The sequence below is a fragment of the Sinomonas sp. B1-1 genome, assembly GCF_050474465.1.
Classification (GTDB): domain Bacteria; phylum Actinomycetota; class Actinomycetes; order Actinomycetales; family Micrococcaceae; genus Sinomonas; species Sinomonas flava.
On sequence record NZ_JBCHVF010000017.1, the window covers coordinates 37,231 to 50,991 of the forward strand.

Genomic DNA, 13,761 nt, shown 5'->3' on the forward strand with positions numbered 1-13,761 from the left:
ACGCTACCGCGGTGGAAGGGGCGCACCGTCGAGGGAGCGTTCCTCGATGAGCTTCCCGCCCAGGATCCGCTCGACAGCGGCCCGGCCGAACAGCGACGAGCCCTCGATCGTCTCGTCGTCCGCGCTGGGGATCTCCTCGACATACTGAGGCGCCCCCTGGGCCGGCGGCTGCTGGGCGGACTGCTGATGCACCGACTGCTGCGCGGCCGCGCTGCGGCTCAGCCGCTCGTACATGCTGAGCTTCCGGCCGCCGTCGCCCCGCCCGGACCCTGCGGAGGGGGCCGGTGCGGGGGAGGGAGCCGGTGCGGGGGATGACTGGGGCGGCTGGGCTGCTGCAGGGGCGTACGACGGCGCTGGGCCAGGCTCCGCGGTCGGCCTCGCCTCTGCGGGGGTCTGAGCGTCGCCGGACCGGAGGTTGGGCTCCGTGCCCACCGTCCACACGCCCGGCGAGGTCTCCTTGGCGTACGACCACGGATCGCCAGCCGAGGTCTGGCTTGGTCCGGGCGTTGCAGTGCCTGCGGCTCCCGGGGCGCTCGGAGCGGCGCTGTGGTCCGGGGCGGTGCTGCGCGAGCGGCTCGGGGCGTAGCCCTCGTCCTCCGGGTACGGGGCCTCCCAGTCGCTCGGAGGCTCCTCGTCCGAGTACGGGATGTCGTCGTAGGGCGTCGGCTCGGCGGCGGGGCGGCGGGCGGGTGCTGCTGCTGGCGCCGGCGCCGGCGACGATGCCGGGGTGGGGGCGGCAGCCCGCGCGGGCTCCGGTGCCGGGGATGCCGCCGGCCGGCCCGCGTCGGCGCCAGCTGACGAGGGCGCGGACGGCGCCGACAGCGCGGGCGGTGCCGACCGTGTGGAGGGCTGGGAGGCCCCTGCGGAGGATTGGACGGCCGGTGCCGAGGCCCGGGACGGCTCCGCGACCCGGGCGGCTCGTGTCGGTTCGGCTGTCGGGGCCGGAGAGGGGGCCGGCGCCAGACCCCAGGCGATGTCCGCGGCCGAGGGAGCTGCCGCCGCCGGAGCCGGCGCGGTCTGGGGCTGGGCTGCTTGGGGCTGTGCTGCCTCGGGCTGGGCAGCCCTGCCCGAGGTGGCACGGGGTGCTGCAGCCTGAGCCCGCGGTGCCTGGGCGGAGGGTCCCTGAGCCGGCGTGGGTCTGCCGGGCTCGGGCACACTCGTGCCCGGGGGCGGGTCAGCCGGCGCTTTTGGGCGCTGGTCGCCCCCCGCCGTCGGCGCGGTTCCCGGCCCGTTGCCACCGGTCACGGCGTCGATCTGGCAGTCGACCCCGATCACGTCCTGGATGGCCTTGCGCAGGTTCTCGGAGTGGTCGCCGCGCGTGAACGCCGAGGCCAGGCCCGAGGTCCCGAAGGCCAGAGCGAGTGTGCGGCCGTCGTACCCCGCGACGGAGGCGTTCGGGCCGACGAGGGCCCACGTGCTGCGCTTGACCTTTGCGAGCGCGTCGAGGATCTCGGGCCAGGCGCGGCGCACCATCTCGACGCTCCCCGCGCCTCCGCCCTGCGCCGAGGTCACCCCCTGTGGCGCCGAGGTCACCCCCTGTGGCGCCGAGGTCACCCCGTGTGGCGCCGAGGTCACCCCGTGTGGCGCCGAGGTCACCCCCTGTGGCGCCGAGGTCACCCCCTGTGGCGCCGAGGTCACCTCCTGTGGTCCCGAGGAAGACGGCGTCGGCTCGGTGGCACGCGGTTCGGCGGCAACGGGTGTCGGTCGTTCGGCCCCCGGCGCCGCCGCCCGCGGCTCCGGTTGCCTTCCGTTCCGCTCGGGTACCACCGGCGCCTTCTGACCATCGGCGCCGCGCAGTTCGGCGGTAGGCGCCGGGGCGGCAGGCGCCGCAGCAGCCGGCGCTGGGGCGGCAGGTGCCGGGGCAGCGTGAGCCGGCTCCGCGCCGTCGTGCGCGAAGGAGAGCCGACGCTCGAGGCGATCGACGCGCGCGGCCCAGCCGCGCTCGTTCGCATCGGCGGCCGGGAGCATGAGGCGGGCACAGAGGAGCTCGAGGTGGAGTCGGGGCGACGTGGCTCCGGTCATCTCGTTGAAGGCCTCGTTGGTGACGTCCGCGGCACGCGACAGCTCGGCCGCACCGAGGTTCTGCCCCTGGACGCGCATCCGCGCCAGCTGGTCGGCGGGGACTCCACGGAGGATGGACTCGGCCGCGTCGGGCAGCGCCTGGACGATGATGAGGTCGCGGAACCGCTCGAGCAGGTCCTCGACGAAGCGGCGCGGGTCGTGGCCCGTCTGGATCACACGGTCGACGGCGCGGAACACCGTGCCGGAATCGCCTGCAGCCATGGCATCCACGACGTCGTCGAGCAGCGCCGCGTGCGTGTAGCCCAGGAGCGCCACGGCGAGCTCGTAGTCGATCCCGTCGGTCCCGGCGCCGGCCATGAGCTGGTCGAGCACCGACAGGGAGTCGCGCACCGACCCGCCGCCCGCTCGGATCACGAGGGACAGCACGCCGGGGGCCACCGTGACGTTCTCGGCGGCGCACAGCTGCTCGAGGTACGCCAGCAGCGGCTCCGGCGGCACGAGGCGGAAGGGGTAGTGGTGCGTCCGGGACCGGATGGTGCCGATCACCTTGTCCGGCTCCGTGGTCGCGAAGATGAACTTGATGTGCTCCGGCGGCTCCTCGACGATCTTCAGGAGCGCGTTGAAGCCCGCCGAGGTGACCATGTGGGCCTCGTCGATGATGAAGATCTTGTAGCGGTCCCGGACCGGGGCGAACGTGGCGCGCTCGCGGAGGTCGCGCGCGTCGTCGACGCCGCCGTGGCTCGCCGCGTCGATCTCGATCACGTCGAGGGAGCCGGCCCCGCCGCGCGCGAGTTCGACACAGCTCGGGCAGACGCCGCACGGGTCCGGCGTCGGGCCCTTCTCGCAGTTGAGGCAGCGCGCCAGAATACGCGCCGAGGTGGTCTTGCCGCAGCCGCGCGGGCCCGAGAACAGGTAGGCGTGGCTGATGCGGTCCTTGCGCAGCGCCGTCATGAGCGGCTCGGTGACGTGCTCCTGCCCGATCACGTCCTTGAACGTGTCCGGCCGATACCGGCGGTACAGGGCAGCTGGAGCAGTCACAGAGAGAACCCTACCAATCAGGACCGACGTCCGGCCCGGGTTATCCACAGGTACGAAAAGGCCCCTCATGCACCCGCCAGAGCCCACCTACCCTTGCTACCTTCCGGTCCTGGGGGAGTTCAGCAGGATGACGCCACATGAGGGGCTGCAGACCATCTTAGCGGAGTCGGGCCGATGCCTCGAATCGGCCGCTCAGCTGCTCGCGCTCAGGCTCGGCGACGGGGTGGCAGACGGCGAGGGCGAGCCGTTCTGCCGGGCCTTCGCGGGCGCCTTCTGGATGGCCTCGGCCGCCTTCTTCACGGCGTCGCCGTAGGTCCCGTCGAGCGCGCGGTCCTTGACGGTCTGGGCGTCCTTCACGGCGTCTCCCGCGGGCGCGTCGGCGAGCGTCTTGAGGTCCTGCTGCATCTTCTCGGGGACATGCTTGAACACCGCCGGATGCCGGGTGAGCACCCGGGCCGCGCGCTGGGCGTGCTGTCCGTACTGGTCGCTCCCGTCCTGCCGGATCACGACGGCGAGCACGCGCCTCAGCGCGACCCGCGCCAGACGCTGGGCCCCCGGGCCCGCGTGCCCGGAGGCCGACGGCGACGGGGTGGACGCCGCAGCGGCGGGAGCCACGGACTGGGGCGCCGTGCTCGCGAAGGCCGCAGCTGTCCCGCCGCCAGCGAGGAGGGCGGCCGTGAGCGCAGCCGCGGCCCCTGCCTTCCAGCGTCGGCGGGGGCGTGTGGAGTGGTCTGTCGTCGGGAGCATGGTGGTGCCTTCCGTTCTGGGGGAGGTGGCTGATTCGCGCCTCATGCAGCCCATGGTTCCCCGCGCCGGCAAGCGCCGTGTTCGGTCCATGTTCGGGGACTGTAAAGTCTCGCAGCCGCCCGGGAAGACAGGGGCGAGCGGGCGCCGTCGTGCGTTTGAATGAGTCTGTGGAGGAGCGCAGGCAGAGCGCAGACGGTGAACGCGGGCTCGTGCTCGTGGTCGAGGACGAGGCCGCCATCGCCGACCTCGAGCGTCTGTACCTCGCGCGGGCCGGGTACGGCGTGCACGTGGAGCGGGACGGAGCCGCCGCGCTCGCCCGCGTCCGGCAGCTGCGGCCCGTGGCCATCGTGCTCGACGTCGGGCTGCCCGGCCTCGACGGGGTGGAGGTCTGCCGCCGGCTGCGCGAGGAAGGCGACTGGACTCCCGTCATCTTCGTCACCGCGCGCGACGACGAGGTCGACCGCGTGCTCGGCCTGGAGCTCGGCGCCGACGACTACCTGACCAAGCCGTTCTCGCCGCGCGAGCTCGTGGCCCGGGTCAGGGGCATCCTGCGCCGGGCGGCGGGCCCGCAGGCGCCGCCCGTCCTGGCGGTCGGCCGCGTCCGGCTGGACCTCGGACGCCGCACCGCCGAGGCCGACGGGCGGCCTGTGGCGCTCACAGCGATGGAGTTCGACCTCCTCGCGTACCTCATGTCCCAGCCCGGGCGGGTGTTCAGCCGCGAGCAGCTCCTCGCCGCCGTCTGGGGGCAGGCGGACTACGGCGGGGGCCGCACCGTGGATGTCCATGTGGCGCAGCTGCGGGCCAAGCTCGGCGAGGCCAGTCCCCTGCGCACCTCCCGGGGAGTCGGCTACAGCGCGGCGGACGAGAGGCCCCGGATGCCATGAGGCGCTGGCTGCGCTCGCTGCACGCGCGCGTCACCCTCGTCATGGCGGTGGTGGCCGCGATCGCCACCGTCGTGGCAGGCCTCGTCGGCGCCCAGCTCATCCGCTCGGCAGCCGTGGACCAGGCGCGCACCGACCTCGCCCGGGCGGCGACAGCGCTGGGCGCCTCGGGAAACGTGACGGACCTCGCCTCCCTGAGGGAGCAGGCCTTCGGGGAGGCCGGGCGGATCGCACTCGTCCAGCCGGACGGGGCCGTCTCCGGTGCGGGGCGCCGGCTCGTGAGCCCGGAGGTGGTGAAGAAGGTCCTCGCCGGCCAGTCGGTGTCCCAGACGGAAACCGTGCTCGGCGTGCTCGTGGTGGTCGAGGCGCGGCCGATTGCCGCCGGGGGCGGGCTCGTGCTCGCCGAGCCCGTCTCGGCCGTCACGCAGGCTGCCGGGCCGCTCGTGGCGCGGCTCCTCTGGGCGCTGCTGATCGGGCTCGCCGCGGCGGTCCTGGGCGGGGCGCTCGTGGCACGATGGGTCGCCAAGCCGCTCGTGCGGATGGCGGGGGCGGCGCGGCGGCTCGCGGGCGGCGAGCGGGGAGTGGCGGTCGACGGCGGCGGCCCGGCGGAGATTGCCGAGGTCTCCAAGGCGCTCGCAGGCCTCGACGCCTCGCTCACGTCCAGCGAAGCCCGTCAGCGCGAGTTCCTCCTGTCCATCTCCCACGAGATGCGCACCCCGCTCACGGCGCTGCAGGGCTACGCGGAGGCGCTCGCGGACGGCATCATCCCGCCGGCCGAGGTGCCCGGCGTCGGACGGACCCTCGCGGCGGAGACGGAGCGCCTGGACCACTTCGTCCGCGACCTCCTCGAGCTCGCCCGGCTCGAGGCCGACGACTTCCGCATCGACGCCGCGGAGGTCGACGCCGCCCTGCTCCTGCCCGCCGTCGTGGAGGCGTGGCGCGGCGTGTGGGAGCCGGCGGGAGTCGCGGTGCGGGCGGAGGTGTCCGGACCGCTGATCGTTTCCACCGACGCCCGGCGGCTGCGCCAGCTGCTCGACGGGCTCGTCGAGAACGCCCTCCGGGCCGCCCACCGGGGCGCGCCCGTGGTGCTCGCCGGGCGGGAGGAGGACGGCGCCGTCGTGCTCGAGGTGCGCGACGGCGGCCCCGGGCTCAGCGACGAGGACCTTGCCCGCGCGTTCGACCGCGGCGTCCTCCGCGACCGGTACGCGGGGGAGCGGAAGGTCGGCACCGGTCTCGGGCTCTCGATCGCCTCCCGACTGGCGGCCCGGCTCGGCGGGCGGCTCAGCGCTGGGAGGGCGCCAGAGGGCGGGGCCGCGTTCTCCCTGAGGCTTCCGCGTGCGTGATGCCTCGGGCCCGATTCGGCACACAGCGCACAGTCGGGTATTCTGGAGCCTGCTCTTGATGAGCAAGCCTGGAGGATTCGCCTAGCGGCCTATGGCGCACGCCTGGAACGCGTGTTGGGTTAACAGCCCTCGGGGGTTCAAATCCCCCATCCTCCGCGCATGTGGAAGCCCTCGGTTCTCGGACCGGGGGCTTCCTTTGTCCCTCCCACCGGCATGGTGCGAAATTCACAGGTTTAGCGGGGCGCCCACGGTCCTTCGGCCCCTGTTCAAGAGGCCCGCCGGTCACGCACAATGAATCGTGCGTCAGCCGGGGGCGCTTGTATAACCGGTAGCGCCGTCGGGGCGGCGCGGCGACTGATTGGGGAGTCCGAACACCATGCTCCGAGCCTCTGCTCACGGTGCCACACGCCTCCGCGCCCGCTCCGCAGGCGTGCTCCTCGCGGCCCTCAGTTCGATAGCGCTCGCTGCGACGCCCGCCATGGCATCCGACGTCCTCCCCATCATGGCCGATCCGAACGCCTCGGTCAGCTTCTACCGCACCGACGTGCTCACGGTCGGCGCCGGCCAGAGCACCGGCACCAGCCCCAGCGGCCCTGTCAACGTCGCCTCCGTGGATCTCCACCGTCCCGAGGCGGGCAAGCTCTACGCGCCGCTCGAGACCCTCGTCCCGACCTCCGGATTCGGGTACCGCACCAGTCCGCTCACGGGCACGGCCGGCGAGTTCCACTGGGGGCAGGACTTCGCGGCCGCCTGCGGCACGCGCGTGTACGCGGCCGACGCCGGCGTGGTGCGGGCCGCTGGCTGGCACCCCTGGGGCGGTGGGAACCGGGTCGAGATCGACCACGGCAACGGGATCATCACGACCTACAACCACATGCTCGGTGCAGCAGTGAAGACGGGTGAGACGGTGCAGGTCGGGCAGGTGATCGGCCTCGTCGGCTCGACGGGCTCATCGACGGGCTGCCACCTGCACTTCGAGACGATCCGTGACGGGCAGCATGTGGACCCGATGACGTTCACGTTCATCCCGATCGCGCAGAAGGCTGCGCTCGGCTCCGTTGTCATCACGGACTACACCCCCAAGGACGGCCAGTCCACGAACGAGCGCCAGAACTGGGCGATCCCCGCGCAGGCCGCCGAGCCGACCCCCGGCGAAGTGGTGGTCCCGGCCCCGACCGCCCCGGCTCCGCCGCCGCTCGTCGACCCGACCCCGACCGGCTCGCCTGCCGCGCCGCCGTCGTCCACGACCACCCCGGCGGCGCCTGCGCCCGCGCCGACTCCGGCGCCCGCCCCGGCGCCGGCCCCCGCACCCGCGCCGGCGCCCGCGCCAGCTCCGACCGAGACCACGGCACCGGCCCCGACGCCGACGCCGACTCCCACGCCAACACCGACGCCGACTGCGGTGGCGCCGAGTCCGACTCCTACGGCTACCGCCGCCCCGAGCACCGCGACCACCAAGACGACGACCACGACGGCCCCGCAGCCGACCGCCACGGCGACGCCCACTCCCACGCCCACGGCGACCAAGTAGCGCACCGCAGCGAAGGTCCACCCGACCCGCGCACCCTCACCCGACCCCGCACCCTAGACTGGGTCGGGTGAGCCTTACTGACATTGCCCTGACCCTCAACGACGGAACCGAGACGACGTTCGGCCGCTTTGCCGGACGGGCCGTACTCGTGGTGAACGTCGCCTCCAAGTGCGGCTTCACCAGGCAGTACGACGGCCTCGAGGCGCTCTACCGCCAGTACCGGGACCGCGGGCTCGTGGTGCTCGGGGTGCCGTGCAACCAGTTCGCAGGGCAGGAACCGGGCAGCGACGCCGAGATCGAGGAGTTCTGCCGCGTGAACTTCGGCGTGACCTTCCCGCTCACGGTCAAGTCGGATGTCCTCGGAAAGCACCAGCATCCCCTCTACGCCGCCCTCACGGGCTTCCCGGCAGGGGATGACCTCGGTGAGAAGGTCAAGTGGAACTTCGAGAAGTTCCTCGTCGACCCCGAGGGCGACGTCGTCGGCCGCTTCCGCTCCGCGGTCGAGCCGGACGCTCCCGAGCTCGTCGCTGCGATCGAGGATGCCCTCCCGGCGACGGTCCCGGCCACCTGACGACAGGGGGGGGTTCACGCGCCGCCGCCCCTGGCCCCGCCCCGGCTCGGCAGCCGCAGCAGGCCTTGCGGTCTCACGGCGCCCAGGCGCGTGAGACGGCGTCGAGCCCGGCGTTGTAGGCGGCGTCCCAGTCGGCGTCGGGCGGCGCGATGGCTGCGAGCTCGAGGCTCACGAGGCCATGGACCTGGGCCCAGATCACTGCCGCCACGTCCTCGAGGGGGGCCTGCCTCATGCTCCCTTCCGCCTGTGCTGCCGCGATCGACCGGCGAAGCGGCTCCATGGAGCCGTCCGCGGTCTCCGGATCCGCCGCGCATTCCGCATAGGAGGCCAGCGCTCCTCCGAACATGAGCCGGTAGAGCGCGGGATGCGCGAGCGCCCACGCGCGGTACGCGATCCCGAGAGCCCGGAGGCCGCCGTCGGCCGCCGCCCGCTGCGCATCGCCGAACGAGGCGAACCCGCTGTCGATGACGGCGGAGAGCAGCTCCGACTTGCCCCCGAAGAGCGAGTACACCGCCGTGGTCGAGGTTCCCGCGGCGGCCGCGATCTGCCTCAGCGCCACCCGCGCGGGGCCCTCCCGGTCCACAAGCTCGGCGGTGACGTCGAGGAGGCGGGAACGGAGCACGCTGTCGTGCAGGACGGGTCTTGCCATGTCCTCAGTGTAGTCATAACGTTGTTACGTAACGCGGTTACAAAACGGAGTTGCGGAACATTCTGAGCAGACAGCGAGGGCAGAGCCATGGCACAGGAGATCTTCCCCGGGCGGTACACGGCCGCGACGGACGGAGACATCACGGTCTTCCTCATCGGGATGCGGGCCAACCGCTGGTGGAAGCTCGGGCCGGTGCTCCGCGTCGCGTCCGCAATGCCGCGGATGCTCGAGCACCTCGAGCGGGACCCGGACGCCGGGATGCTCGCGTGGCACCAGTGGCTCGGCCGCACCACCCTGCTCGTGAGCTACTGGAAGAGCCCGGAGCACCTCCATCGCTTCGCGGCCGACCGCGACGCCCCGCACCTCAAGCCCTGGCGCGACTTCATGCGCACGGTGGCGGGCACGGGCGACATCGGCGTCTGGCACGAGACCTATCAGGTGCCCGCATCCGGAATCGAGGTCGTGTACAACGGCATGCCGGCCTTCGGCCTCGCCCGGGCCACACGGCACGTGCCCGTCACCGCCGGTCTCAACACCGCGCGGCAGCGGCTGCGTGCGCAGAGGGCAGGCTGACGCACGACGGCGAGTGGCCGGCGTCGTGCTTCAGGGGTGACCTCGCGCTCACACCGGGTGATCTCGGGCCCAGACGGGGTGACCTCGGGCTCAGACGGGGTGACCTCGGCGGTCAGTCGGCGAGGACCAGCGAGTCCCGCCACCGGGCGAGGAAGGCGAGCCCGGCGTCGTCGTGGATGACGTCGTCGTCGAGGCCCAGGTATGCCGCGGTGAGGACCTCGTAGGGCTTGGCGGGGACGCCGTCGGCGGGGCGGACGTCCACGTGCGAGACGACGTGGTCGTTGTGGTGCAGCCAGTCCGCCATCGCGTAGTCGGTGCGGGAGTCGCCCACGGTGTACCAGGCGGCGGGGACGATGCCGTCCCGGCGCAGGAGCTCGCACGCGCGCGACGCCCCGAGGTCCTTGCCCAGGCGCACCGACTCGATGTCGGTGGAGATGATCGTGGGGTCCACGCGGTAGTCCACCGTGTCGTCGCTGCCGGGCGCGTGGTGGTCCAGGCGCACGACCCCGAGGTCGTGCCTGCCCATCGCGGCCATCGCGTCGGCGTCGAACAGCTCCTGCTCGGCGCGGTAGTCGGCGTTCGAGACGTCCACGTGCTGCTCGACGGAGACCATGGCCCGCTTCGTCTCGTCGAAGAACATGTGGCCGGAGTACTTCTCGGCGACGAGGCTCCGGATATCGTCCGCGTAGGCCTCAGGCACGGCGAGGCTGTGGTCAACATGCACGACCCCCGCCCCCTCGGCCGTGAACGAGAACCACGTGGCGCCCTTCTCGCAGATGGCGTGCACCGTGAAGCCCTCGGGCATCCCGGCCGCGAGCATGGGCTCCATGACCTGTTCGCGGATGAACGCGTCGGAGCGGCCGGTGTTGAAGATGATCGGGATGCCCGCCGCGCCGAGCTCGCCGAGGAGCCCGATGATCTCCGGCTTCACGTCCCGTGTCACGGGGCTCGCGATGGGGCCGTCGACGTCGAGCAGGAGGGCGAAGGCGGGCGTGGTCTCCATGCCGCCATTCTTCCACCGGGGCCCGCGGCGCAGGAATCCGCCGGCCGAGATGACGGGCGCGTGCGAGGCCCGCGGGACGGGTAACCGTTTGGCCACAATGCCCCGGCCGCTCCCGGCCCGGCTCCCGCACGGAGGCGGTGCGAGCCTAGTCTTGAGGCGTGATTTTCAAAGCGGTGGGCGAAGGACGTCCGTACCCCGACCATGGCTACACGTCGCCCAAGGACTGGGCCGCGCTGCCCCCGCGACCGGTGCGCCTCGACGAGCTCGTGACGACGAAGAGGACCCTCGACCTCGAGGCGCTCCTGGCCGAGGACTCCACCTTCTTCGGCGACCTGTTCCCGCACGTGGTGCAGTACAAGGGCGTCCTCTACCTCGAGGACGGCCTCCACCGCGCGGTCCGCACCGCACTGCACCAGCGCACCGCGATCCACGCGCGCGTCCTCGACCTGGATTCGTGAGCGGACCATGGCACGCAAGCCGAAGGACCCGACCGTCTACCACGGACACCATGTGGTCAACGGCCGCCAGCTGCGCGAGCAGTTCCGCGAAGACCCCGAGGCGCTCGAGGACCCGTCCCGCATGTGGCGGCGCGTCCGGCACGGGGTGGCCATCGCGCTCCTCGCGCTGATCGTGGTCTTCGGCGCAGGGACCGCCTGGGCCATCCTCTCCGGCTACCTCACCATTCCCCAGCCGAACGCCCAGCCGGCCCTGCCGGCCTGCCCCACCGGGACCTACGACTACGTCCCCGCGGACCAGATCAGCGTGAACGTGCTCAACGCGGCATCCCGCGAGGGCCTCGCGCGCCAGGTCGCCGACCAGCTCGCGGCGCGCAAGTTCGTGATCAAGGACGTGGGGAACGAGACCTATCCGACCGAGGCGGTCGCCGTGATCCGTGGAGGCATCGCGGGGGAGGCCGCGGCGTTCACGCTCCAGCGCAACGTCCCCGGGAGCATCTACGTGCGCGACGGCCGCAGCGATGCGAGCCTGGACCTCATCCTCGCTCCCGGCTACAAGGCCCTGACCGACCCCGCGCTCATCGACCAGACGCCGGGCACCATCACCTGCGACCTGCCGACGTCGACGCCGCCGGTCCGCTAGCACCCCGCGCTGGCCTGCCCTCCGCGTCGAACCGCGCGCCGACCCCGAGCTGGATGAAGCGCACGGTGGCGGCCGTGCGGCGCTCCGCCTCGTCGTCGTGCGGCGCGCCCTCCTCCTCGCGGCCCCGGTCCGCGCTCGCGGTGAGGGAGCCGTGCACGAGGCCCACCAGCTCGTCGACGTCGGCCTCGGGCAGGTAGCCCTCGGCCATTGCGTCCTGGAGGATCCTGGTCAGGAGCATGTTCAGCTCGCCCACGTGGTCGCCGAGCTTGGCGAAGGACGACGGCGAGAGCACGGCCCGCATGGCCGGCCCCGGGGGAAGGTGGCGGCGGGAGAGGTCCTCGACCTGGGCGCGGATGTACACGGCCAGACGGTCGATCGGGTTCTCGAGCCCGGCCAGCTGGGCCTTGAGCTCGGCGAGGAAGCGGCCCGTCTCGTCGAGCGCGTACCCGATGAGGAGTTCCTCCATGTCCGCGTAATAGTTGTACACAGCCGTGCGCCCCACGCCGGCCTGCCGCGCGACATCCGTCATGGTGAGTCCGGGGAGACCCCGCGTGAAGAGCAGCTCGCCGAAGGCGTCGAGGATCCTGCGCTGTGTCAGGGCTCGCTGGGCTGCATTCGACTCGGCCTGGATGCGGGGCATACCCACATTTTACGTCGGTGTGTCACCAAAAGTGCGGCTGAGGGGTCCTGTGGCGCGGCGCCGGGCCACTGGACGCGATTGACACCGCGGGTGAGGTCCGACACACTGAACCGGTGCCGCCCCCGGGGCTGCGCTACAAGTCAATAGGCCGATGATCTGCGGCGGGAGAGTCCCGCCGGTGCAGCCAGCGGGTGCCGTAGGAGCAAATCCTCCCCAGGAATCTCTCAGGCCCACGTACCGCCGCGGTGAGGCAACTCTGGAAAGCAGCCCGTTCAGAGCGGGCTCACCGACGGTGCAAAGCGGCGACAGCCGCGGAAACTCTCAGGTTCATGACAGAGCGGGGAGGACAGCCATCCATGCCGGGCCCAGCCCGGCCAGACCTGGGAGTCCTCCATGACGAGACAGACGCTCACCGCGCCACCGCGCACCTCGGCTTCCACTGAGCCCCTTCGGACCCGCCTCGAGATCGTGCCGACCGAGGAGATCGTTCCCGCGATCGCCACCGCGGTTCCCCAGGGCACCGCCCTGACGGTCACCTGCCTCCCGCACCACGGGATCGAGGCCACGGCCCAGGCCGCGGTCCGCCTGGCCGGCCTCGGGTACAGCGTTGTGCCCCACCTGGCGGCCCGGAGCATCGCGGATCGCTCCCGGCTCGCGAAGACGCTGCGCGACTTCGAGTCCGCGGGGATCGAGGAGGTCTTCGCCATCAGCGGGGACGCCGCCCGCCCCGCCGGGCCGTATGCCACGTCCCTGGACCTCATGGAGGACATCGCGGACCTCACCGGCGGACGGCTCGCGATCGGCATCGCCGGGTACCCCGAGGGCCATCCCCAGCGCACCGCCGTCGAGCTCCTCGACTCGCTCCTCGCCAAGCAGCACCTCGCGGCCAACGTGGTCACGCAGATGTGCTTCTCGGCGCCCGCGATCACCGCCTTCGCCGCGCTCCTGAGGCAGGAGGGCCTGGACCTGCCGGTGTGGGCCGGGGTCCCCGGCCGCGTCCCGCGCGCGCGGCTCATCTCGCTCGCCGCCAAGATCGGCGTGGGCCCGTCGCTCAAGTTCATCAGCCGCAAGGGACCGCTTGCCCGCAGGCTGCTGAGCGGCGACGCCTACTCGTCGGAGCGGCTCATCGGCGAGCTGTCGGCGTCCCGCGCGGGGCTGGCCGGCATCCACCTCTTCACCTTCAACAACCTCGGTCTGGTCTGAGGGGACTGCAATCATGGCCTACGCACCCAGCATCGCCCGCGTCGCGCGCCACTCGTGGCACGAACTGCGCCGCGGCGCCCTTGTCCACATCACCGCCCACGGCGAGTACATCGGCCCGGGAACGGTCGACGGCGCGAGCCGCGACGGCTCGGTCCTCTGGATCCAGTTCGGCGGCATCGAGGGGCGCCGCATGTTCCACAGCAGCGACGACGTGGTGATCGCCGTCGGCTCGCGCCCATCGCGGTAGCCCCCGCACCCGGGGACACACAGAAGGCGGGCACGACGGCGGAGGCGAACCCGCGCCGTCGTGCCCGCCTTCCGCGCGCCGCGGCTTCCGTCAGGTCTGGTTGCTGAAGGCGGCGTCGAAGGAGGCGGTGGAGGGGGCGAAGTCGAACTTCTTCAGGGCCGTCAGGGCCTCGGGGGCGCCGGTGAGGCGGTCCATGCCGGCGTCCTCCCATTCGA

The 13,761-nt window shown here is 72.6% G+C and carries 14 protein-coding genes, 1 tRNA gene, 1 other RNA gene, 1 pseudogene and 1 riboswitch; of the genes and pseudogenes, 10 read left to right on the top strand and 7 right to left on the bottom strand.

The features are described 5' to 3' along the window. Window positions 1-3: 3 nt before the first annotated feature. The 3 genes from ACQ5BE_RS18260 to ACQ5BE_RS18270 form a co-directional block, all read right to left on the bottom strand. Window positions 4-3,060 (bottom strand): DNA polymerase III subunit gamma and tau, encoded by a 3,057-nt coding sequence (locus tag ACQ5BE_RS18260; protein WP_430298382.1) that lies wholly within the window; start codon window positions 3,058-3,060, stop codon window positions 4-6. Window positions 3,061-3,113: 53 nt separating this feature from the next. Continuing rightward, window positions 3,114-3,210, bottom strand: an RNA gene (ffs, locus tag ACQ5BE_RS18265) — signal recognition particle sRNA small type. 42 nt (window positions 3,211-3,252) lie between these two features. After that, window positions 3,253-3,807, bottom strand: coding sequence for a hypothetical protein (locus ACQ5BE_RS18270; protein WP_430298383.1), 555 nt, complete (start codon window positions 3,805-3,807; stop codon window positions 3,253-3,255). Between the two features lie 167 nt (window positions 3,808-3,974). On the opposite strand from ACQ5BE_RS18270, the gene ACQ5BE_RS18275 reads away from it, so the two are divergent. The 5 genes from ACQ5BE_RS18275 (at window position 3,975) to ACQ5BE_RS18295 (ending at window position 8,133) form a co-directional block, all read left to right on the top strand. Continuing rightward, window positions 3,975-4,691 carry a response regulator transcription factor gene (locus ACQ5BE_RS18275; protein WP_430298384.1) on the top strand — a complete coding sequence of 239 codons (717 nt, stop codon included), beginning with the start codon at window positions 3,975-3,977 and terminating at the stop codon, window positions 4,689-4,691. Next, a complete protein-coding gene (locus ACQ5BE_RS18280; RefSeq protein ID WP_430298385.1) occupies window positions 4,688-6,031 on the top strand; it encodes an ATP-binding protein in 1,344 nt (447 codons plus the stop codon). Before ACQ5BE_RS18275 ends, ACQ5BE_RS18280 begins: the two co-directional genes overlap by 4 nt. 70 nt (window positions 6,032-6,101) lie before the next feature. Next, window positions 6,102-6,187 (top strand) — tRNA-Ser (locus ACQ5BE_RS18285). Between the two features lie 322 nt (window positions 6,188-6,509). After that, complete coding sequence (locus ACQ5BE_RS18290) at window positions 6,510-7,562, top strand: M23 family metallopeptidase (protein ID WP_430298386.1); 1,053 nt, start codon at window positions 6,510-6,512, stop codon at window positions 7,560-7,562. A 58-nt stretch (window positions 7,563-7,620) separates the two neighbouring features. Beyond that, window positions 7,621-8,133 (top strand): glutathione peroxidase, encoded by a 513-nt coding sequence (locus tag ACQ5BE_RS18295; protein ID WP_430298396.1) that lies wholly within the window; start codon window positions 7,621-7,623, stop codon window positions 8,131-8,133. A 73-nt stretch (window positions 8,134-8,206) separates the two neighbouring features. Here ACQ5BE_RS18295 and ACQ5BE_RS18300 read toward each other — a convergent pair whose 3' ends face one another. Then, the gene (locus ACQ5BE_RS18300) at window positions 8,207-8,782 is read right to left on the bottom strand and encodes a TetR-like C-terminal domain-containing protein (RefSeq protein WP_430298387.1); all 576 of its coding nucleotides are present in this window, start codon (window positions 8,780-8,782) and stop codon (window positions 8,207-8,209) included. An 87-nt stretch (window positions 8,783-8,869) separates the two neighbouring features. Between ACQ5BE_RS18300 and ACQ5BE_RS18305 the strand changes: the two genes are divergently transcribed. Next, the gene (locus ACQ5BE_RS18305) at window positions 8,870-9,355 is read left to right on the top strand and encodes a DUF4188 domain-containing protein (protein ID WP_430298388.1); all 486 of its coding nucleotides are present in this window, start codon (window positions 8,870-8,872) and stop codon (window positions 9,353-9,355) included. Window positions 9,356-9,467: 112 nt separating this feature from the next. On the opposite strand, the gene ACQ5BE_RS18310 is transcribed toward ACQ5BE_RS18305, so the two are convergent. Further along, entirely contained in the window at window positions 9,468-10,358 is an 891-nt protein-coding gene (locus ACQ5BE_RS18310) for a hypothetical protein (protein ID WP_430298389.1), read from the bottom strand. 158 nt (window positions 10,359-10,516) lie between these two features. Between ACQ5BE_RS18310 and ACQ5BE_RS18315 the strand changes: the two genes are divergently transcribed. Together ACQ5BE_RS18315 and ACQ5BE_RS18320 are read left to right on the top strand one after the other, a co-directional pair. Beyond that, window positions 10,517-10,816, top strand: coding sequence for a type II toxin-antitoxin system VapB family antitoxin (locus tag ACQ5BE_RS18315; RefSeq protein WP_208711482.1), 300 nt, complete (start codon window positions 10,517-10,519; stop codon window positions 10,814-10,816). A 7-nt stretch (window positions 10,817-10,823) separates the two neighbouring features. Next, window positions 10,824-11,456, top strand: a complete 633-nt coding sequence (locus tag ACQ5BE_RS18320; RefSeq protein ID WP_430298390.1) for a LytR C-terminal domain-containing protein — start codon at window positions 10,824-10,826, stop codon at window positions 11,454-11,456. On the opposite strand, the gene ACQ5BE_RS18325 is transcribed toward ACQ5BE_RS18320, so the two are convergent. Then, the gene (locus ACQ5BE_RS18325; protein ID WP_430298392.1) at window positions 11,416-12,096 is read right to left on the bottom strand and encodes a TetR/AcrR family transcriptional regulator; all 681 of its coding nucleotides are present in this window, start codon (window positions 12,094-12,096) and stop codon (window positions 11,416-11,418) included. The two genes, ACQ5BE_RS18320 and ACQ5BE_RS18325, sit on opposite strands and share 41 nt — an antisense overlap. Window positions 12,097-12,248: 152 nt before the next feature. Continuing rightward, window positions 12,249-12,346: riboswitch (glycine riboswitch) on the top strand. A gap of 143 nt (window positions 12,347-12,489) precedes the next feature. On the opposite strand from ACQ5BE_RS18325, the gene ACQ5BE_RS18330 reads away from it, so the two are divergent. Together ACQ5BE_RS18330 and ACQ5BE_RS18335 are read left to right on the top strand one after the other, a co-directional pair. Next, window positions 12,490-13,299: a methylenetetrahydrofolate reductase gene (locus tag ACQ5BE_RS18330; protein ID WP_430298393.1), complete on the top strand. Its 810-nt coding sequence runs from the start codon at window positions 12,490-12,492 to the stop codon at window positions 13,297-13,299. 13 nt (window positions 13,300-13,312) lie between these two features. Next, window positions 13,313-13,546: a hypothetical protein gene (locus ACQ5BE_RS18335; protein WP_208711486.1), complete on the top strand. Its 234-nt coding sequence runs from the start codon at window positions 13,313-13,315 to the stop codon at window positions 13,544-13,546. A gap of 90 nt (window positions 13,547-13,636) precedes the next feature. On the opposite strand, the pseudogene ACQ5BE_RS18340 reads toward ACQ5BE_RS18335, so the two are convergent. Next, window positions 13,637-13,761 (bottom strand): annotated as a pseudogene (locus ACQ5BE_RS18340) (sugar phosphate isomerase/epimerase); the annotation flags it as partial.